The 19,697-nt window shown below is 63.9% G+C and carries 20 protein-coding genes and 2 tRNA genes; 12 read left to right on the forward strand and 10 right to left on the reverse strand.

The window, feature by feature from the left end; translation table 11 throughout:
• Window positions 1-35: 35 nt before the first annotated feature.
• Window positions 36-2,075 (reverse strand): ATP-dependent DNA helicase RecG, encoded by a 2,040-nt coding sequence (gene recG / locus C1A13_RS10935; protein ID WP_347295253.1) that lies wholly within the window; start codon window positions 2,073-2,075, stop codon window positions 36-38.
• A 180-nt stretch (window positions 2,076-2,255) separates the two neighbouring features.
• Between recG and C1A13_RS10940 the strand changes: the two genes are divergently transcribed.
• A tRNA-Lys gene (locus tag C1A13_RS10940) sits at window positions 2,256-2,331 on the forward strand.
• 7 nt (window positions 2,332-2,338) lie between these two features.
• Window positions 2,339-2,414 (forward strand) — tRNA-Ala (locus C1A13_RS10945).
• A gap of 43 nt (window positions 2,415-2,457) precedes the next feature.
• On the opposite strand, the gene C1A13_RS10950 is transcribed toward C1A13_RS10945, so the two are convergent.
• From C1A13_RS10950 to C1A13_RS10965, 4 genes are read right to left on the reverse strand one after another with little or no spacing between them, the layout of a single operon-like run.
• Window positions 2,458-3,120 carry an N-acetylmuramoyl-L-alanine amidase family protein gene (locus tag C1A13_RS10950; protein WP_101551922.1) on the reverse strand — a complete coding sequence of 221 codons (663 nt, stop codon included), beginning with the start codon at window positions 3,118-3,120 and terminating at the stop codon, window positions 2,458-2,460.
• Between the two features lie 4 nt (window positions 3,121-3,124).
• Complete coding sequence (locus C1A13_RS10955; protein ID WP_101551924.1) at window positions 3,125-3,418, reverse strand: phage holin; 294 nt, start codon at window positions 3,416-3,418, stop codon at window positions 3,125-3,127.
• Window positions 3,415-3,669 (reverse strand): hypothetical protein, encoded by a 255-nt coding sequence (locus C1A13_RS10960; RefSeq protein ID WP_101551926.1) that lies wholly within the window; start codon window positions 3,667-3,669, stop codon window positions 3,415-3,417. Before C1A13_RS10960 ends, C1A13_RS10955 begins: the two co-directional genes overlap by 4 nt.
• The gene (locus tag C1A13_RS10965) at window positions 3,666-3,896 is read right to left on the reverse strand and encodes a hypothetical protein (protein WP_146021718.1); all 231 of its coding nucleotides are present in this window, start codon (window positions 3,894-3,896) and stop codon (window positions 3,666-3,668) included. Before C1A13_RS10965 ends, C1A13_RS10960 begins: the two co-directional genes overlap by 4 nt.
• Before the next feature lie 231 nt (window positions 3,897-4,127).
• Between C1A13_RS10965 and C1A13_RS10970 the strand changes: the two genes are divergently transcribed.
• From C1A13_RS10970 to C1A13_RS11015, 10 genes are all read left to right on the forward strand, one after another.
• The gene (locus C1A13_RS10970) at window positions 4,128-4,874 is read left to right on the forward strand and encodes a type II secretion system protein (RefSeq protein ID WP_172439259.1); all 747 of its coding nucleotides are present in this window, start codon (window positions 4,128-4,130) and stop codon (window positions 4,872-4,874) included.
• A 245-nt stretch (window positions 4,875-5,119) separates the two neighbouring features.
• Window positions 5,120-6,163 (forward strand): TRAP transporter substrate-binding protein, encoded by a 1,044-nt coding sequence (locus C1A13_RS10975; protein ID WP_101551931.1) that lies wholly within the window; start codon window positions 5,120-5,122, stop codon window positions 6,161-6,163.
• An 89-nt stretch (window positions 6,164-6,252) separates the two neighbouring features.
• On the forward strand, window positions 6,253-6,753 hold the full coding sequence (locus tag C1A13_RS10980; protein WP_172439260.1) for a TRAP transporter small permease: 501 nt from the start codon (window positions 6,253-6,255) through the stop codon (window positions 6,751-6,753).
• Complete coding sequence (locus C1A13_RS10985; RefSeq protein WP_207654191.1) at window positions 6,753-8,045, forward strand: TRAP transporter large permease; 1,293 nt, start codon at window positions 6,753-6,755, stop codon at window positions 8,043-8,045. Before C1A13_RS10980 ends, C1A13_RS10985 begins: the two co-directional genes overlap by 1 nt.
• Window positions 8,046-8,080: 35 nt before the next feature.
• Window positions 8,081-9,247 carry a CaiB/BaiF CoA transferase family protein gene (locus tag C1A13_RS10990; protein WP_101551935.1) on the forward strand — a complete coding sequence of 389 codons (1,167 nt, stop codon included), beginning with the start codon at window positions 8,081-8,083 and terminating at the stop codon, window positions 9,245-9,247.
• 5 nt (window positions 9,248-9,252) lie between these two features.
• Complete coding sequence (locus C1A13_RS10995; RefSeq protein WP_172439261.1) at window positions 9,253-10,152, forward strand: CoA transferase subunit A; 900 nt, start codon at window positions 9,253-9,255, stop codon at window positions 10,150-10,152.
• Window positions 10,149-10,967 (forward strand): hypothetical protein, encoded by an 819-nt coding sequence (locus C1A13_RS11000; protein ID WP_101551940.1) that lies wholly within the window; start codon window positions 10,149-10,151, stop codon window positions 10,965-10,967. The genes C1A13_RS10995 and C1A13_RS11000 overlap by 4 nt, the downstream gene beginning before the upstream one ends.
• A gap of 170 nt (window positions 10,968-11,137) precedes the next feature.
• On the forward strand, window positions 11,138-11,863 hold the full coding sequence (locus C1A13_RS11005) for a GntR family transcriptional regulator (protein WP_172439262.1): 726 nt from the start codon (window positions 11,138-11,140) through the stop codon (window positions 11,861-11,863).
• Window positions 11,864-11,874: 11 nt separating this feature from the next.
• Window positions 11,875-13,314 carry a xylulokinase gene (locus C1A13_RS11010; RefSeq protein WP_101551945.1) on the forward strand — a complete coding sequence of 480 codons (1,440 nt, stop codon included), beginning with the start codon at window positions 11,875-11,877 and terminating at the stop codon, window positions 13,312-13,314.
• A 169-nt stretch (window positions 13,315-13,483) separates the two neighbouring features.
• Window positions 13,484-15,139, forward strand: coding sequence for a thiamine pyrophosphate-binding protein (locus C1A13_RS11015; RefSeq protein ID WP_101551947.1), 1,656 nt, complete (start codon window positions 13,484-13,486; stop codon window positions 15,137-15,139).
• Between the two features lie 104 nt (window positions 15,140-15,243).
• Here C1A13_RS11015 and bioD read toward each other — a convergent pair whose 3' ends face one another.
• From bioD to C1A13_RS11040, 5 genes are all read right to left on the reverse strand, one after another.
• Window positions 15,244-15,894, reverse strand: coding sequence for a dethiobiotin synthase (gene bioD / locus C1A13_RS11020; protein ID WP_101551949.1), 651 nt, complete (start codon window positions 15,892-15,894; stop codon window positions 15,244-15,246).
• Window positions 15,891-16,853 (reverse strand): biotin synthase BioB, encoded by a 963-nt coding sequence (gene bioB / locus C1A13_RS11025; RefSeq protein WP_101551951.1) that lies wholly within the window; start codon window positions 16,851-16,853, stop codon window positions 15,891-15,893. Before bioB ends, bioD begins: the two co-directional genes overlap by 4 nt.
• Window positions 16,850-17,413, reverse strand: a complete 564-nt coding sequence (locus tag C1A13_RS11030) for a biotin transporter BioY (RefSeq protein WP_101551952.1) — start codon at window positions 17,411-17,413, stop codon at window positions 16,850-16,852. The genes bioB and C1A13_RS11030 overlap by 4 nt, the downstream gene beginning before the upstream one ends.
• Entirely contained in the window at window positions 17,410-18,381 is a 972-nt protein-coding gene (locus tag C1A13_RS11035; protein WP_158595592.1) for a biotin--[acetyl-CoA-carboxylase] ligase, read from the reverse strand. Before C1A13_RS11035 ends, C1A13_RS11030 begins: the two co-directional genes overlap by 4 nt.
• A gap of 138 nt (window positions 18,382-18,519) precedes the next feature.
• Entirely contained in the window at window positions 18,520-19,563 is a 1,044-nt protein-coding gene (locus C1A13_RS11040) for a LacI family DNA-binding transcriptional regulator (RefSeq protein WP_101551956.1), read from the reverse strand.
• Window positions 19,564-19,697 lie beyond the last annotated feature (134 nt).

Consider the following 19,697-nt stretch of genomic DNA (forward strand, 5'->3'; position numbering starts at 1 on the left):
TGATTTTGTCCGGAAGGCGCGGCCCGCGGGCCGCTTCAGTTGGGGCGCTCCCCCACCGAGTCCATCAGCCGTTCGACGGCCGCGCGCAGCGCGGCGTGCTCCGGCTTTTGCAGCGCCGGGTCATCCGCAAGCACGCGGTTCGCCGCCCGCTGCGCCTCGGCCACGACCTCCACGTCGGCCGCGAGGTCCGCGATGCGCAGCTGCGGCAGACCGTGCTGCTGCTGTCCGAGGAAATTGCCCGGTCCCCGGGTGCGCAGGTCGTATTCCGCGATGGCGAACCCGTCGTTCGTCCTGCACATCGTCTTTAAGCGGTCGAGCGTCTCGGGGCTCGTGCTGTCGGAGAGCAGGATGCAGTAGGACTGCTCCTTCCCCCGCCCGACCCGGCCCCGCAGCTGGTGCAGCTGGCTCAGGCCGAACCGCTCGGCATTCTCCACCATCATGATGACCGCGTTGGGCACGTCCACCCCCACCTCGACCACCGTGGTCGAGACGAGCAGTTGCACCGTCCCGTCCTGGAAGCCCGCCATCGTGCGCTCCTTGTCCGCGGCCTTCATCCTGCCGTGCAGGAGGCCGACCGTGTAGCCCTTGAAGGCCCCGCCCGAAAGCTCGAGCATGTAGTCGGTCGCGGCGCGCAGGCCGGTGTCCTCCTCCCCCGCCTCGACGCGCGGGCAGACGATGTACGCCTGTAATCCCCGGTCGAGGTGCTCCCGGATGAACCCGAAGGCCCGCTCCCGCTTGCCCGACGAGATCTTGTAGGTGAGCACCGGGCTGCGCCCGGGCGGCAGCTCGTCGATCACCGAGACGTCGAGCTCCCCGTAGATCATCAGGGCGAGGGTGCGCGGGATAGGGGTCGCGGACATGACGAGCGTGTGGGCGTGCCGGCCCTTCTGGCCGAGCGCGGCGCGCTGCGCCACCCCGAACCGGTGCTGCTCGTCGGTGATGACGAGCGCGAGGTTTTGGAAGGACACCCCCTGCGAGAGCAGCGCGTGGGTGCCGATGCAGAGGTCGAATTCCCCCGCCGCGAGCGCCTCGTGCATCGCGCGCTTTTTGGCGGGCGTCATCGAGCCGACGAGCAGGCCCACCCTCATCCCCAGCCGCCCGCAAAGGGGGGAAAGGCCCTCATAGTGCTGCCGCGCGAGCAGCTCGGTGGGAGCCATCATCGCCGACTGCGCGCCTGACAGAAACGCGAAATACGCCCCCGCCGCCGCGACCATCGTCTTGCCCGAGCCGACGTCCCCCTGCACGAGCCGGTTGGCCGGGGCGGACCTGCGCATGTCGGCGGTCAATTCCTCGATCGCGCGGCGCTGCGCGCCCGTCAGCGTGAAGGGCAGCGCGTCGTAGAAGGGCTGCAGCGAATGGGGTTCCATCGGCTGCGCGGCGGCCGCGCGGGTGCGGGTGCGCAGCAGGCCGACCCCGGCGGCCAGCGTGAAGAGCTCCTCAAAGATGAGGCGCCGCTTGGCTGTTTCGAGCTCGTCGGGATTTTGCGGGCGGTGGATGGCGCGCACCGCCCCGGCGATCCCCTCCAGGCGGTATTCGGCCCGGATGTCCGCCGGGATCCGTTCGGGCAGGATGGGCGAGAGCTTCAGCGCCTGCTCCACCAGCCCCGAAAAAGTCCGGGCGGAGACGCCCGCCGTCAGCGGGTAGACCGCGAAGAAGGGCCGGTCGGCACGCGGCGGGAAAATCTGCGGCGCGCGCATCTCCCGGCGCAGGAGGTTGCCCTCCACCCGCCCGTAGAAGAGGTAGGCCGCGTCGTAGTCGAGCGATTCCACCGCATACTTCGTGTTGAAGAAGGTCAGTTCCATTTCGCCGCTGTCGTCCGCGACGGTCGCCTTGTACATCTTGAGCCCGCCGCGCGTGCGGATCTCCCCCGACTTTTTGACCACCGTGGCGAGCACCGCGCACGGCCGGTCGAGCGGCGCGTCCAGGATGCCGCAGGGCGCCGAAAGGTCGATGTAACCGCGCGGATAGTGCAGCAGCAGATCCTCCAGCGTCGCGATCCCCATCTTCGCGAGCGTGCGCGCGCGGGTCTCCCCCACCCCCCGGAGCATCCGGATATCCATCTGTCCCGCGTCCACGCGCGCACCCCCTTTCAGCCATTGGTCCCATTTTACCAAATCGGCCCCGGTTTGTCACGGGGCTTTTCCTGTCGAATCCCTTTCCCTGTAAAAATTTCGTCCCGAATAGTTGACAAGCTGTCCCTGTTTTGCTATAATAATCAAGCGTCGTACAGACACAGTGCCTGCGACCGCAGCATCGACCCATTAGCTCAGTTGGCAGAGCACTTGACTTTTAATCAAGGTGTCCGGAGTTCGAATCTCCGATGGGTCACCATGACCGTGGGGGCGTAGCTCACCTGGGAGAGCGCTTGAATGGCATTCAAGAGGTAGAGGGTTCGATCCCCTTCGTCTCCACCACGTAAAATCCCTGCAAGCCGTTAACCGGTTTGCAGGGATTTTGTTATGTCTGAAATTGTCGCGGATTTTTTATCCTATTACACCCGCTATTACACCTCTTATTGAGGTTGAAAGCTAAAGACTCCGGGGCCTCTGCGGGCTTGTCCTTCGCCGTGTACGTCACCCCCACGGCCTTGCACAATCCCCATGCGACCGCCTCGGCATACTGGTCAAAGTACCGGTCAAAGCGGTCGTTGTCGTCCGCGTTCGTGATGAATCCCAGCTCCAGCAGGGCCGAGGCCATTGTCGTGTAGACGTTCACCCCGAAGTTCTCATAGTTCTGCGGGGCGCCCTTCTGCACGCCCCGGTCCTGCGTCGGCACGACGGCGAGCAGCTCGTCCAAAATGTACTGCGCCTTGCGCACCGTGGGGTCGTTCGCCCTGCTGTGCACCCACAGGCTGATGCCGTGGGCGGCGGGGCCCGCCGCGTCCCGGTGGAGGGAGAGGTAATAGGCGCATCCCGCCGTGTTGGCCATCTGGCACCGTTCCGAGATTGAGGGGACGGCATTGTCGTCCGTCCGGGTCATGACCACGCCGAGGCCCTGCGCTTCGAGCAGGGGCTTCACGGCCAGCGCGAGCCGCAGCACATCGTCCTTTTCGTACCGTTTCCCGAGCAGCGCTCCGGGATCCGTCCCTCCGTGGCCGGGGTCCAGGCAAATCTTTACCATCCGCCTACCTCCCCGTGTTCGGGATGTCCTTGTGTGGCGTCTCGTAGCCCATGGCCCGGTTGCTGTCACCCACGCCCGAAGTGGTCGGGTCGGTGATGCAGTTGAAGACGCTCACGATCACCGCCACCACGACAACGGGATTCTGTACCGCGCGCAGGAGCACGTCACCGATCGACGCCCATGTCGTCATGTCCTCCCACGCGAGGCCGAAGTACGCGAGGATGGGCAGGACGACGGCGCAGGCCATCTGCGCCCACCAGAGCGGGTTCTTGATTCGGACTGTCCAGTTGATTTTCATATGTAGCAGCTCCTTTCACCTGTGCCGCCAAAGGGCGGCATTTTTGCGTTATTCCGCGGCCCCGTGTAGAAGTCCGTGACATGCTCTAGATTCTGCGCCGCGTCCTCCCGCGTGGTCGTGACCGGCTGCACCAGCAGGCAGGGTCGCAGGAAGTCGGCGGGAACAAGGTCGGTATAGATTCTCTTGAGCTCGGGCAGGACTTTGGCCGCCAGAGCCTGGATCGCGTCCATGACTGCAAGCTGTGTCGTCATTCCTCACCCTCCAGTTTTTTTGCGAACTTTTCCACGAACTGTTCCGCCAGCCAGACCGCTTCCGCCTCGAAGGAACTACGCAGATTGGTCCCTTTGTTCTCCATTTCCTTTCCGGCAAGTTCCATAAGCTCCCCACGCAGCTTCCGGCGCATCTCCGGAAGGTCCTCGAGCAGCCCGGTCAACGTCCGGTCCCATGCCGCCGCTCCCGATACTTCAAGTCCCCGCATCGCATCCCGCCTTTCCGCATTGATCGAAGGACTCTCCAAAAGTCCTTTCCACCCGTACCACATAAATGGAGCAAATGTGCAAAAAAATGCAACTTTCCCGAACATAAAAAAATTTTTCGGCAGCCTTTGGCCAGAACTGTCATCAGCTGTCCGCCGCTTTACAAATCGGGCCGGAAGTCATATAATAACAATAAATGATTGTTTTACGGAAAATTTGAGGCGGTGAGACCTGTGCAAACAAAACATCGGCGAGGCTTTACCCTGATCGAGATGGTGGTCGTCATCGCCATCATCGGCGTGCTCCTGGCCCTCACCGCCCCCTTGTTCTCCTCCTTTTTGGAGTCCGCCCGGAAAACCGCCTGCATGGCAAACCTCACCACGGCCACCCGAACGCTCGAATTTTATGAGGTCGTCGAGAATCGGACGCTCACTCCGGATGTGATCGACACGATCATGAAGGATTCCATGGGCGCCGACCCCACTTCTTCCGGTTATCGCGGGATCTGCCCCTCAGGAGGCTTTTACAACGTTACTGTCGGCGCCAGCGGCGATATCAAGGTCCGCTGCTCCAAGCACGGGATGACGGCGGTGGAGACGATCAACTCCGATAACAAGAACGTCCTCGACCTGCTCCAGCTGGCCATAGAGAGCTACTTCGAAAAACGTCCGGGAAACACCCTCAATTCCACCGGGCCAAATTTCGGCGATGATATCAAGGAGCGTCTCGCCGCATCCCTAAAGATCTCCACGGATTTCGATTTTCGGATCTATAAGGTCAACAACAACGAATACAAGGTTTACATCTCCGACCCGCTGAAGGATGTGAATGTGTCGGACCAGGTGACGGTCACGGGCTACCAGATCAAAAACGGCTGGGTCGCCGGGACCGGAACGAGCCAGCTGATCTCGGTGGGAACGGAGTCGGTCGACGGGGTCCCCATCAAGATCATTTCCGCCGCCGAATACCAATGGGACTGAACCGCGAAAAGGCCCCGCCCTGATGGGCGGGGCCTTTTCTATTTTTGCGGCGAATCTCATTGCCCCCCCTTATGCCATCCCGCGCCCGCGGGATGGGATTTTTTCACGCATGTTCATTATGAACAAAATAATACAAGAATTTTAATAGCAATCTATAATTGACATCTTATTGTATTAAATGATATTATAACAATATCGAAAAATTGAATATAATCTCGCAAAAATAAGGAAAAGGAGTCTCTGTTATGAAAAAGGTACTCGCGATTGTATTAACTTTGTCTTTGTGTTTTGCCTCGTTGGCAGGATGCGGTTCCAGCCCGTCCGACACCCCCTCCGCGCCCGCCGCGGACCCGTCCGCGCCGCAGGCCGGCGACGCGGCGGAACCCGTCAAGCTGATCATGGCCATCGAAGTCTCCTCCAACACCGCCTGCGCCCAGGCCAGCAAATCCTTTGCCGAAATGGTCAAGGAAAAATCCGGCGGCTCCATTGAGATCGACGTCTTTACCGACGGAACCCTCGGCAATGAAAACGAGCTGTGGGAGGCCGTGCAGACCGGCAGCGTCGACATCGTCTGGTCGGGCGACGGCGCGGTGAGCGCCAACGTGCCTGAGTGGGGCTTCGTGGCGCTTCCCTACGTCTTCTCGAGCCCCGAGGCCCGCGACCAGTTCGTCCACGGCGGCGACATCGCGCAGCTCAACCAGATCCTTGAGGAGAAGGGCAACATCGTGGTCCTCGGCAACGGTTCGGGCGCTACACGCAACCTCATCGCGGACAAGGAGATCAAGACGCTGGGCGACGCGGCCGGCATCACCATGCGCGTGCAGCAGTCGGACATCGTCGTCGCCACCTGGAAGGCGCTCGGCCTGCTGCCCACCGTGATCGCCTATTCTGAGACCTATTCCGCCCTGCAGACCGGCGTCGCCGAAGCGGCGGAGAACGAAATGTCCACCCTCATCACCCAGAAGTGGTACGAGTGCTGCCCCTACATCATCGAGACCGAGCACCAGATCAACTGCCATCCGCTCTACATCGGCGCGGACCAGTGGGCCAAGCTCACCGGGGAGCAGCAGGCGATCCTGAAGGAGTGCGGACAGGCGGCCGCGGATGAATTCGTCACCAGCGAGCGCGCCAACTCCGCCAGCGACCTCGAAGAGATGCTCGGCGACGGCGCCCAGGTCTGCGAGCTGACGGACAAGCAGGCGTGGATCGACGCGACGGAATCGGTCCGCAAGGAGTTCTGCGAGCAGTACGGCCTGACGGAGCTGCTCGACAAGGTCCAGCAGTACTGACCGCCTGAAACTGGAATCTCTTGGGCGGGGCTCCGGACGGACGTCCCGGGCCCTGCCCGAATTCTTCCCACTGCAAAGGAGGGGTTACCTTGCATAAAGTTTCACACAAGCTGCAAAGCTGCGCGGAGGTTACCGCGGCGGTCTTCCTGATCGGGATCATCTTCTGCGTGCTCGTGCAGGTCGTCTGCCGCGATATCCTCAAGGTCACCAGCACCTGGACCCAGGAGATCGCCGTCTACTGTTTCATGTGGCTCACCATGGTGGGCGCGCCCCTGATGGTGCGCCGCGGCGAACATTTCGTGATCCCGCTCTTCATAGACAAGGTCAAATACAAGAGGGTTTTCCTCTGCATGATCGACCTGATGGTGCTGGCGGTCGGGGCGGTCTTCCTGCTATACGGCGTACGCTTCGTGCAGTCCGGTCTGGGGAAAACCTCCGTGGCCGCCCATCTGCCCTTTATCTTCGTCTACATCGCGTACCCCATCGGCGGGGCGCTGACCGTCTTTTTTGCCTTTGAAATGCTGCTTGAACACCTGGGCGTCATTCCTCCCGCTGAGGTCGCCCGCGACACGGAAGGAGGTCTGGACTAATGGAACCCATGGCTCTGCTGCTCCTGCTGCTCATGCTGGGACTGATCTTCCTGTCGGTCCCCGTGCCCTACGCGATCGGATTTTCCTCGATCGTCGTGCTGCTCAACACCTTCCGCCAGACCCCGCTCGTCCTGGTCCAGCGGACCTTTTCGGGACTCAGCGGGTTCACCACGCTGGCCATCCCGCTCTTTATCCTGACCGCCGAGATCATGAACATTTCGGGCATCACGGATAAGCTCGTCCAATGCTGCTATGCGATCGTCGGACGCATCCGGGGCGGCATCGCGCATGTGAACGTGCTCGTCAGCATGATCTTCGCCGGGATCTCCGGCTCCTCCTCCGCCGATACGGCGGGCATCGGCGGCATCCTCATCCCCGCCATGATCAAGAAGGGCTACGCCCCCGACTTTACGATCGCCGTCACGGCCGCCTCCTCCACGCTGGGCGAGATCATCCCGCCGAGCATCATCGCGGTCATTTACGCCGCCACTGTCGGCATCTCAGTGGGCGCGCTCTTTCTGGCGGGGCTCTCCGCCGGCGTGATCATCGGGCTCGTGATGATGCTCATCTCCTACGTCTACGCGCTCAAATACGGCTATCCGCGCGAGGCGAAGATGGGGATCAAAAAGGCCCTGCACACCATCTGGGTGGCGCTGCCCCCGCTGGGCACCCCCATCATCCTGATCGGCGGCATCACCGCCGGGTTCTTCACCCCCACCGAGGCGGCGGTCGTCGCCTGCGTCTATTCGCTGATCCTCGCGGCCTGCTACCGCTCCCTCACGCTGAAGGCGCTGTGGGGCGCCGTGAAGAAGACCGCCGCCCTCACCTCCGCGACAACCATGTGCATCGGCATCGCGATGGTGTTCAGCTATATGATGTCGGTCTACCATGTGCCCGACGCGGTCAAGGGGATGGTGCTTTCCGTCGCGGACAGCGAGCTGCCCTTCCTGCTCATCACCTTTGTCATCTTCATGATCGTCGGCTGCTTCATGGACGCGACCCCCGCCATCATCATGCTCGCCCCCATCCTCGCGCCGATCGGCATGGCGCTGGGCGTCAACATGATCCACATGGGCGTCGTCGTCGTGGTCACCCTCTCGCTGGGGCTCATCACGCCGCCCTTCGGCCTTTGCCTGCTGCTGGCCTGCAAGATCGGCCACACCCCGCTCCAAAAGGTCATGAAGCCCACGCTCGTCTTTACCGCGGCGGTGGTCGCGATCATCCTGCTGATCATCTTCGTGCCGCAGATCGTGCTGTGGATTCCGCAGACCTTTGCGCCCAACATGATGTAGCGAGCGCCAAAACGATACAAAGAAGGGATAAACCTATGAACGCACCTCTCGAAGGGATCCGGGTCCTCGACCTCTCCCGCTTCATCTCCGGGCCCTACTGCGGCATGGTGCTGGGCGACCTCGGCGCCGACGTCGTGAAGGCGGAAAAGGCGGGCAGCGGAGACGACACCCGTGTGCTGCCCCCCTTTGTGAAGGGGGAGAGCCTCTACACCTTCGCCGTCAACCGGAACAAGCGCGGCATCGAGCTCGACTTCCGCAGCGGCGAGGGCCGGGAAAAACTCTTCCGGCTGGCCTGTACGGCCGACGTGCTGATCGAGAACTTCAAGGCGGGCACCATCGAAAAGATGGGGCTCGACTACGAGGAACTGAAAAAACACAACCCCGGCCTCATCATGGTGAGCATCACCGGCTTCGGAGCGGACGGGCCCTACCGGGACAAGCCCGGCTTCGACGCGGCGGTGCAGGCGATGAGCGGGCTGATGTCGATCACCGGCGAGCCGGACGGCATGCCGATGATGTACGGCACCTACGCGGTCGACTACGCGACCGCCCTCTACGCGGCGGTCGCGGCGCTCTCCGCGCTGCATGTGCGCCATTCGACCGGCCGAGGCCAGCATATCAGGCTCTCTCTGCTCGAATGCGCCGCCTCCCTGCTGCTGACCGGCATACCCGACTACTGCGCCACCGGCCATGTCACCGGCCGCGTCGGCAACCGGGACCGCTACACCGCGCCGGGCAACTGTTTTAAGACGAAGGACGGCGAAGTGCTGATGATCATCGCCGGCAACCAGTCCCACTTTTTACGGCTCGTGAAGGCCATGGAAATGGAATGGCTGCTGGAGGACGAACGGTTCGCCAAGCAGGAGGTCCGCTTCGAGCACGCAGCCGAGATCGAGGAGATCGTCGCCGGGTGGGTGGCCTCCCACGAGCTGGACGAGCTGCGGAAGATCCTCGACGCGGCGGGCATCGTCTCCGCCAAGGTGGAGAACCTCCGGGACGTGGCGGAAAATCCCCAGCTCCGCCACCGGGGTAAGCTCGTGAAGCTTTGCCACCCGGTCATGGGGGAGATGACGATGATGGGCGCGCCCTTCGATTTTTCGGAGAGTGAGCTCGACCTGAGTCGTCCCGCGCCCACGCTGGGCCAGCACACCGAAGAGGTCCTGCGGGACTGGCTGGGCGGAGAACCTGACAGGAAGGAGTGAACATTTTGGCGGAACGCACTGTAAAACTTTGCGGCCTGCCGGACGCCGTGAAGCAGATTCACGACGGCGACCGGGTCGCGTTCGGCGGCTTTGCCGTTTACAACAAGGCCATGGCACTGACCCACGAGATCATCCGGGCGGGGCTGCGGCACCTCACCATCGTCGGCGTGGCCAACTCGATCGAGGTGGACATGTTGGTCGGCGCGGGCTGCGTCGACGCGGTGGAGACCAGCTACATGGGGCTTGAAAAGTTCGGCCTCGCGAAGAATTTCCGCCGCGCCGCGCAGGCGGGCGTCCTCAAAATCACCCACTATCCCGAGCTCATCAGCTGGGACCGCTTCCGCGCCAGTCAGGAGGGCCTCTCCTTCTGGCCCACCTACCTGCTGGGAGGCAGCGACATCGTGAAGTACAACGATAAAATCATCCCCTTCCCCGACCCGATCACCGGGCGGCAGATGTGGGCAGTGCCCGCGGCGGACCCCGACGTGGCGCTCATCCACATGTGGAAGGGGGACAAATGGGGCAATCTCCAGACCCAGCCCCGCCGCATGAACCCGCAGTCGGTGGACATCACCGTTTCGCGGGCTTGCAAGCGGGTGATCGCCACGGTGGAGCACCTCGTGGACACCGAGGAGATCATGCGCAGCCCACAGAGCACCACCGTGCCCTCCTTCCGCACTCTGTCGGTCACCCACGTGCCCCACGGGAGCCACCCGACGATGGACCTCGACGTGGTCGCGACCGACGAACTGCATCTGCAGCTCTACGCGGACGCCTGCCAGACCGAGGAGGGCTTCCGGGAATATCTCGACAAATACGTCTACGGCGTCAGCAGCTTCGCACAGTATCTGGAGCTCGTGGGGACCGAGCAGGTGAAGGCGCTGGAAAGGAGTGGGTATCGATGAGCGGACGCTATACGTTGGAAGAGCTTTTGGCGGTCGACCTGGCCCACACAATCGAGGACGGCGAGGTCGGCTTCACCGGCCTTGCCACCGGCAAGGCCGCCACCACCTACATCACCTGCATCCCGATGGCCGCCATGGAGCTGGCCCAGCGCACCCACGCCCCCAACCTGACTATCCTGTTGTCGGGGGTCTACTTCAACCCCGACATCGCTAAACTGCACACCCTGCCCGAATCGGAGTACGAGCAGGTGCTCGTCGATCTGCCCAGCGAGGCGCAGATGCCCGGCTGGCCGGAACAGTGGCACCACCGGGCGGGGGATATCAGCTTTGGCTTTGGCAGCGGCGTGCAGGTGGACCGGGAGGGCAACCTCAACAGCACCTGCATCGGCAATGTGCGCCATCCCAAGGTGGAGCTGGTGGGGCCGATCTTCCTGCCCGAGCACTTCTCCTGCTTCGGCCGGGAATACATCATGATGCCGAACCACGAGCGCCGCAGCTTCGTCGAGAAGGTGGATTACATCTCCGGCGTGGGCTGGCCGGGCGGGGCTGAGGGCCGCAGGAAGCTCGGCTTCACCGGCGGGGGGCCGAAATACATCTACACGCCGAAATGCATCTTCTCCTTCGACGAGGAGGGGATCATCCACCTCAAATCGATCCATCCGGGCGTCTCCAAACAGGACGTCATCGACAGCACCGGCTTTTCCATCCCCAACATCGCGGACGACATCCCCACGACGCCCGAACCGACCGACGAGGAGCTGCTCATCCTGCGCGAGCAGGCGGACCCCAACGGCATCTTCCTCGGGAAGTCCTGACCCTCCCGCGCCAGGCCGCCGGAAGTTTCCTTCCCGCCCCAGTTTTGTATGGGAAATCCCCGAAAATATGGTATAATTGAAATATGATATCCCCACGGACAATACAATACGATCTTCCCCTTTTGTATTACCGGGGACAGGCGAATCCGCAAGAGACAGGAGCGATGAGGATGGAAGCGCAGGCAACCAAGCGTCCGTTGTATTTCACGATCAAAGAAGACATCAAGAACAAGGTGCATACCGGCGTCTATCACCCGGGGGACGTGCTCCCGACCGAAAACAGCCTCTGTGAGGAGTATGGGGCGAGCCGCGTCACGATCCGCCGCTCGATCAAGGAGCTGATCGACGAGGGCGTGCTCGAGCGCGGCCACGGTAAGACCGCGCGCGTCGTGTGCGAATCGGTGCCCCGCAGCCTCAACCGGCTGGGCGGGCTCAAGGAGCAGCTTTCGGCGTCGGGCATCAAATGCTCCTCCTTTATCCTCGACAGCGAAATTGTGCGGGCCGAGGGGAAGGTGGGCGAAGCGATGAAGCTCCCCCCCGAGGAGAGCCTTTACAAGATCGAACGGCTCCGTTACGCGAACGGCAAGCCCCTCTGCTACCAGCTGCTCTACCTGCCGGTGCGGCTCTGCCCCGACCTGGACGTGCAGAAGCTGGTGAACACCTCCCTCTACGAGATCATTGAAAAGGAATACGGCCTCAAGATCCTGGACGCGGTGCAGGAGATCCAGGCCCGCATGGCGGACTACCGTGTCGCCGCGCTGCTCGAACTGGCGGAGCTCTCCTGCATGCTGCAAGTCAGCCGCACCACCTTCCTCGACAGCGGCGCGTGCATCGAGTATTCGGATAGCCTCTATGTGGCCAACCGCTACAAACTGTCCATGACCTTGCGCCGTTAGGGAAACCATCCATGAGACAATACTTGATCCTCGACGTGGGCACCAGCTCGGTCCGGGCGGCGCTCATCGATGAAACCCTCCGCATCCTCCGGCTCGAGACAGCCAGGCGCACCGTGCCCGCCCTCTTCGACGCGGAGGCGGAGTGGACGTTGCTGCACGCACTCATGAAGACCGCGGCCTCCGGCGCAGGGGACCTGGCGGGCGTGGCGGTCTCCGCCCTGCTCGGCTGGGTGGGGACGGACGCGCGCGGAAACGCCGTCACCCCCTGCTTCACCTACATGCATGCATGCCCGGAGGAGTACGCGGCCTCCCCTTGGGACGCGGAGGAGGCCTACCGGGTCTGCCGCCGCGCCCCCGCCCCTGAGTCGGGGTGCTTCCAGCTCGCGCGGGTGAAAGCCCGCGACCCGGAAGCCTACGGGCGGACGACGGCCTTCCTCTCCCTGAAGGATTTTATCAACGGCAAGCTGACGGGCGCGTTCGCCACGGACGCCACCACGGCGGCCTATACCCTGCTGTACGATGTGGGGGCTGGCCGCTGGAGCGTCCGTGCCCTTGAAGCCCTCGGGCTCGAACGGGATAAGCTGCCGCCCCTCTCCGTCCCCGGCGCGGCGCTCGCGCCCCTCTCCCCCGCCCTCTGCCGCGAACTGGGGCTCTCACAGGCCCCGCCGGTCGCGGTGGGGAGCGTCGACGGCTCCACCGGGATTCTCGGCGCGGGCGGCCTGGAGGAGGGGGACGTCGTGAGCGTGATGGGAACCACCGACGTCTTTTTCGCTGTGCAGGCGCACCCTTGCGAGGACCGCACCCGGCGTCTGCTCGTAAATCCCCATGTCGCGGCGGGGCGCTGGCTCATCGGCGGGCCGATGGGCATGTACGGCGGCGCGCTCGACTGGTTTTCCCGTGACCTGCTGGGCGGAAGCCGTCCGCTTTCGGAACTGGACGCACTGGCCGAGGCAGTCCCGCCGGGCAGCGAGGGGGTCACCTTCCTGCCCACGCTCGCGGGGGAACGCACCCCCTTCTGGCGTCCTGCGGTGGAAGGGACGGTGCGGGGGTTGCGCCCCTGCCACCGGGCGGAGCATCTCCACCGGGCGATGATGGAGGCCAACTGCTATGCCAACCGGCGCATCCTCGACCTCGTGCGGGAAAACGGCCTGTCCGTCCGGCGGGTGCTCGCCATCGGCGGCGGCGCGGCCAGCGACGTATGGCTCCAGATGAAGGCGGACGTACTGGGCCTGCCCGTCTTCCGGACGGCGGTCAAGGAGGCCTCCCTTGCCGGGGCGTGCATGCTGGCCATGCAGGCGGCGGGGGCCGGCCTCTCCGAGCTGCCCCGACCTGGCGTCGAGGCCGAATTCGCGCCGCGCCCCCAGCCCGCGGCCCGGTACGACGCGCTCTATCTCCGTTTTCTCGCGGACCACGAAGCGATGGCAGCCCTTTATGACAGCGGAGCTCTATAGAATTATTTAAATTGTATTTTTATTATATTATTTCCGTTAACCGGAATATTATTTTTTGCCCTTTTACCAAAGATTACAAAAATAAAATAAATACAATTGACATTCATTCGCTAAAATAGTATTATTATTGTATTAAATAACTGCGATCCTGCATGGAGGAGGAACTGGCATGAGCGAACAATTTACAGGCGGCCAGCTGGTCGTCAAAGTGATGGAAGAGTTTGGCGCAAAAGTGGTATTCGGGGTCCCCGGCGGGCAGACCCTCTATGTCACCGATCCCATTCAGGACGTTCCGGGCATGCGCTTTGTCCATACCCGCCATGAGAACGGCGCTGCCACCGCGGCGGACGGCTGGGGCCGGCTGACCGGCGAGCCGGGCATCTGCCTCGCCACAACCGGCCCCGGCGCCACCAACCTGATCACCGGCCTGGGCGGGGCCCTGCGGGATTCCAGCCCGGTCATCGCGCTGGTCTTCCAGAACCGGCTTGCCGACGCGGGCCGGGGCGACGCGCAGGAGAGCGACCACGAGCTGCTCTTCGGCAGCATCTGCAAAAAATACATCCCCGTCCGCGACATCTCCGTACTGCCCTGGGCGATGCGCGAAGCCTACCGCACCGCCAAGACCGGCCGCCCGGGCCCGGTGGTGGTGGACCTCTACCGCGACGTCATCGAGAACCAAAAGGCCCCCTACGTCCCGGCAGACCCGGCCGGCTACTGCGTGCGCCCCGACAGCGTCGCGAGCGACGAAGCCATTGAGGCGGCCGCGCGGGTCATCCGCGCGAGCAAAAAGCCGATGCTCTGGATCGGCAACGGCGTTAAGCTGTCCCACGCCGCCGACGAGGTGACGCGTCTCTCCAAACAGCTCTGCGCGCCCATCGTCTGCACCTACAACGCCATGTGCGCGGTGGACGAATCGTTTGAGAATTTCCTGGGGGCCCGTTCCCGCCACGGCACACAGGTCACACAGGCGTGCATTGAGGAGGCCGACTGCGTTATCCTGGTCGGCTCCTCCCTCACCGCCATCAGCACCAACCGCTGGTCAATCGCCCCCAAAAACGTCGTCCAGTTCGACATCCTTCCCGAGCAGATCGGCCGCCAGTACCCGGTGGCGGCGGGTGTCGTGGGCGACGCCAAGGCGTCGCTGCAAAAGCTGCTCGCCGCGCTCAAAGGTTTCGCGGGCACGCCGGAATTCCGGGACGAGATGTTCTCCCGCAAGGCCGCGTGGAAGGAAGCGCTGCTTTCCGGCCCCATCGCCGATACCGAGCGTACCCCAGTGCCGCCCATCGCGCTCCAGAGGGAGCTGGAAAAGTCCCTGCGGGAAAACACCGTCTTCTGCGTGGACGCGGGCAACCCCGGCGCGTGGACCCACTACACCACCTTCCCGAAGGGCACCGCCTACATGAAGCCGGTCAACTACGGCAACATGGGATTCGCGCTGGGCGCGGCGCTCGGCTGCAAGGAGGCCTCGCCCGACCGGGAGGTCGTCGCGCTCATCGGCGACGGCTCGCTGGGCATGACGCTGGGCGAGCTCGAGAGCATCGCGCGGGAAAAGCTCGCGGTCACCGTGCTGCTCGTGAACGACTCCGCTTTCGGCAACATCAAACAGGAGGAGCTCTTCAAGATGGGCGAGGGCCGCTACATCGGCGTGGAGTTCCCCGACTACGACTACCTCAGCGTCGCCAAAGCCTTCGGCTTCGACGGCTGCATCGTCACCAAAGCCAGCCAGATCCCCGCCGCCATGGAGGCCGCCCGCAAAAGCGGCGGCCCATATATGATCGAGGTCAAGCTCGACGGCAGCTTCACCGTCTGGCCGGAGGCTCTCTGAGCCGCGTTTCATTTGCCGACCACTGACAATTATTCTCCTTGCGGCGGGAGCCGGGGCCAAATGGCCCCGGCTCCCGCCCTTTTATATTGTTTTACCGTCCGCCCTCAGGGCAGCCCGATCGTCCCGGCGTCCCGCGCGGCGCAGATCGTCCGAAGCCCGGTGAACCGCCCGATCTGGACCCGGTTGTCCTCGTGCAGCGGGTTCCCCTCCTCAAAGCCGTTCATCACGACCGCCAGGACGGGGAGCCCCAGCTTCGCGGCGTATTCCGCCGTGAGCACCGCTGCGTTGATCGCTCCGAGCCCCGACGGCGAGACAATCACGAGCGGCAGTCCGAGCATCGCGGCCACGTCGCCGAGCAGCAGCTGCTCCCCCTCGGTGCAGAGCGGGCAGAAAAGGCCCCCGCACCCCTCCGCGACGAGATAGTCAAACCGCGCGGCGACCTGCGAAAACCGCTCCATGATCCGCTCCCGCGTGATCGGCGGGCCCTCCAGCCGCGCCGCGAGATGGGGCGACACCGCCTGCTCGTAGAGGTACGCCACATACTGCTCCGGCGGGCCGGGCAGCCCCGACATGCGGCAGACCTCCTCCGCGTCGCCGGGGATGAGCGCGCCGTCCCGCCGGCGGGCGCCGCTGAGCGCGGGCTTAAAATATCCGGCGCTGCGGCCCTGCTCCCGCAGGGTCTTGACCAGCAGCGCCGAGACGTAGGTCTTGCCCACGTCGGTGCCGGTGCCGGTGACAAAAACGCCCTCCCTCATAGCCGCGTCACCTCATATCCGAGGCCTCGCACCAGCGCGAGGTCGGTTTCGACGGTGACGCCCGCGGTGGTCAACATGTCGCCGGTGATGGCGGCGTTCGCGCCAGAACAGAACGCCGCCCTGCCCCTGTCGGGCAGCAGGCCCCGCCCCCCGGCCAGCCGCAGCGCGGCGCCGGGCAGCAGGAAGCGGAAGACCGCCACCGTCCGCAGCAGCTCCTCCGGCGGCAGCACCGGCCGGTCCTCAAAGGGCGTGCCCCTGATGGGGTTGAGCAGGTTGACGGGCACCGAGCGCACCCTCAGCTCCCGCAGCTCGATCGCCAGGTCGACGCGGTCCTCCATCGTCTCGCCCATGCCGATGATCCCGCCGCTGCACACCTCCAGCCCGGCGCGCCGCGCGTTCCGGATGACCGCGCATTTTTCGTCGTAGGTGTGGGTGGTGCAGATGTTCGGGAAGTTCCTGCGGGAGGTCTCCAGATTGCAGTGGTAGCGGGTCACACCCGCCTCGCGCAGCCGCACGAGCTGATCGTAATCCAGCAGCCCGTGGGAGGCGCAGCAGGCAATCCCGCACCGTGCGCCGATCTCCCGGTACACTTCGCAGGCCGCGTCCGTCTCCCCCTCCGTGAGCGTCCGCCCCGAGGTCACGACCGAAAAGCGCAGCACGCCCCGTTCGCAGTCGGACCGCGCCCGCCGGGCGATCGGTTCCGCGCCGAGCAGCGGGTAGCTCTCCACCTCCGCCGGGTAGCGGGCCGACTGCGCGCAGTATTTGCAGTCCTCCGAGCAGCGCCCGCACTTTCCGTTGATGATCGCACAGAGGTCGAACCGGTTGCCGCACATTTGGCGGCGGATGTCATCCGCCGCCCTGCAGAGCGGCTCCAAATCCGCCTCGCACGCGAGGCGCAGCACCTCCTTGCGGGAGACGGCCCCGCCCGCTAAAATCCGTTCCTTCAGCTTTGTAATCACAGCAAATGCTCCTTTCCCAGCGCGGCCCGCAATCGTCCGGCAAGCCCCGAGGCAACGACGCACAGTACCGCGTCGCCCGGCAGATCGAGCGGAAACGCGGAGAGGAGGACGACCGCGAACGGGGTCGTCTGGCCGAGATAGTAATTGAGAATCAGAAATTTATAGAGGAAGCCGACCGCATAGGTGACCGCCATCCCCGCGAAGGCGGCGGGCAAAAACTGCCCGAACCGTCCCGCGCCGGTCCGCTCGCAAATCCGTCCGGTGAGCCACGCGGCGGCGATGAACCCGAGCAGGTAGCCAAAGCTCGGGCGGAAGACGTACTGGATGCCGCCGCCCGCCGCGAACACCGGGATACCGGCCAGCCCGACGGCCACATAGACCGCCACGGCAAGGCTCCCCCGCCGGGAGCCGAGCAGCATCCCCGCCAGCGTGACGAACAGGAACTGCAAGGTGAAGTAATCCATGAACGGGACCGGCACCTGCAAAAACGCCCCGATCGCGATGAGGGCGGAAAAGAGCCCGCACAGCACGATCCCGCGGGTCTTCACGGTCGTTGTCATATGGGTTCCCCCTCCATCCTGATCTCCCCGGCGCGCAGCAGGACCGCGCCCGACGGGGTTTCGACCTCGAGGCAGCCGTCGCCGTCGAGCCCGACCGCCCTTCCGCTTTGCCACGCGCCCTCCCGGTAAAAACGGACGCGCTTTCCCAATACCATCAGACGCCGCCGGTAGGGCTCGAGATATGCCCGTCCCGGCAGGTCGGCGGCGTAGTCGAACAGCCGGTTGGCGATCTCGGCGGCCAGCCGGTTGCGTGAGACGCTCGCGGGCAGCAGCGAGCCCGCGATCTCCCGCAGCTCCGCCGGGAAAAGGGCGGGCGGCGTCTTGACGTTGACGCCAATGCCGACGATCACGCTTTCGGTCCGGCCGCTCTCAAAGTCGCTGACCGCCTCGGTGAGGATGCCGCAGACCTTCCTGCCGCCGACCAGCACGTCGTTTACCCATTTGACCTGCGTTTCCAGCCCGGTCAGCGCCTCGATCGCCTCGCAGACGGCCGCTGCCGCCGCGACGGTGATGATCGGGAGCTGCGCGCTGTCCGTTTCTGGCCGCAGCAGAAGGCTCATGTAGACGCCCGTCAGCGCCGGGGAATAGAACCCGCGTCCCATCCGTCCCCTGCCCGCCGTCTGTTCGTCGGCCAGCAGGATTGTCCGCCCGCCCGCCCCGTCCGCCGCCAGCTTTTTGACCTGCGTGTTGGTCGAGCCGACCCGCCGCTCCACCAGAACGGCGCAGTCCCGGTACGCGGGGCGCAGATGGTACCGCACCCCCTGCGCGGTCAGCACGTCGCTGGCCGCCTCGAGCTGGTAGCCCCGGTTGGTGGCCGCCGTGATGCGGTGGCCTTCCTCCTCGAGGCTCTTCACCGCCTTCCAGACCGCCGCGCGGGACACTGAAAGCCTTTCCGCGAGCAGCTGTCCCGAGACGGGCGCCTCCCTGTGCTCCTCCAGATAGCGGAGCAGTTCCTCTTTGAGCGACATCATATCCCCCCTGTCCCGGTCAGTATAGCATGGATTCCCATGATTGTAAACCATTATATTCTCTTTGGTTTACAATCAGCGCGGTGTGATCACCGTAAAACTCCCCGCGGCGACAATCGCCGCGGGGAGTTTTGCGCGCTATCTTGTCCGGTTGGAAGGGTACCGTTCCGAACCGTACAGGAGCAGCTCGGACGCCAGGATGATCTGCTTACGCGGGGCGTTGCGGGCCCGCTTTCCCGACGCGATCCGCTCGAGCAGGATCTTCGAGCACTCCTCCCCGATCTGCTGCACCGGCTGCGAAACGGCGGAAATTCGCGACCCGCTCATCTCAAAAAAGTCGGCGCGCCCGTAGGACATGAACGCGATGTCCTCCCCCACGCTCATCCCGCATTCCGCGATCGCCTTGAGGCTCCCCACCGACATGCGGCTGTTCGCGGTCAGGATCGCCGTGACGCGCTTTTGGGTTTTGAGGAGCTTTTTGGTCAGCGCGTAGGCGCTGGGGGCCATGAAGTCGCCGTAGAGGATGTACTCCTCCCGGATGGGGATCTGGTTCTCCCGCAGGGCCTCCAGATAGCCGTTCAGCCGTTCAAGCCCCGTCTTCGAGGTGGTCGGTCCGCAGATCATCGCGATGTGGGTATGTCCCTGGTTCACCAGCACCTGCGTCGCCTGGTAGGAGCCCTTGAAGTTGTCCAGGAAGACCCCGTCCAGCCCGCCGCCGCGCAGATCCCGGTCCAAAAGGACCACCGGGATCCCCACGTGGTTCATCTCCATCAGGAAATCGGCGTTGTATTCCACCACGTCGGACACCGGCGTGATGATCAGGCCCCCGATCTGCTTCTGGCGCAGCGCGGCCAGACAGCGGATCTCCTTGCGCGAATCCTCGTTGGAGTCGCAGACGAAGAGCTCGTACCCCTTTTTGTCGAGCGTCTCCTCGATCGCCCGGATGATCTCGGTATAAAAGCTGTTGCGGATGTCAGGAATCACCATACCGATCACGTTGCCGCCCGAGGAGGCCGGATTCCGCTTTTTATACTTTTTGGGGGCATAGTTCAGTTCCTTCGCGATCCGCAGGATTTCCGCCCGGGTGCTCTCGCTGACATATCCCTGCCCGCTGAAGACGCGGGAGACGGTCGCGGGAGAAACATGTGCCCTCCTTGCGAGCTCCGTGATCGTATTCGGCATCTGGTACCAGTCCTCCTTGTATCTGGGTTCCTGACCTTAGCAGTTCCCGCACGCCGCCCAAATATTTGTCCGCGCGCCGGCAATTGCAAAAAGCGGGGTCCCGCCCGACAGCGAAACCCCGCGGCAGCTCCCGG

It is taken from the genome of Anaerotruncus massiliensis (ex Togo et al. 2026) (assembly GCF_900199635.1).
Lineage (GTDB): Bacteria > Bacillota > Clostridia > Oscillospirales > Ruminococcaceae > Anaerotruncus > Anaerotruncus massiliensis.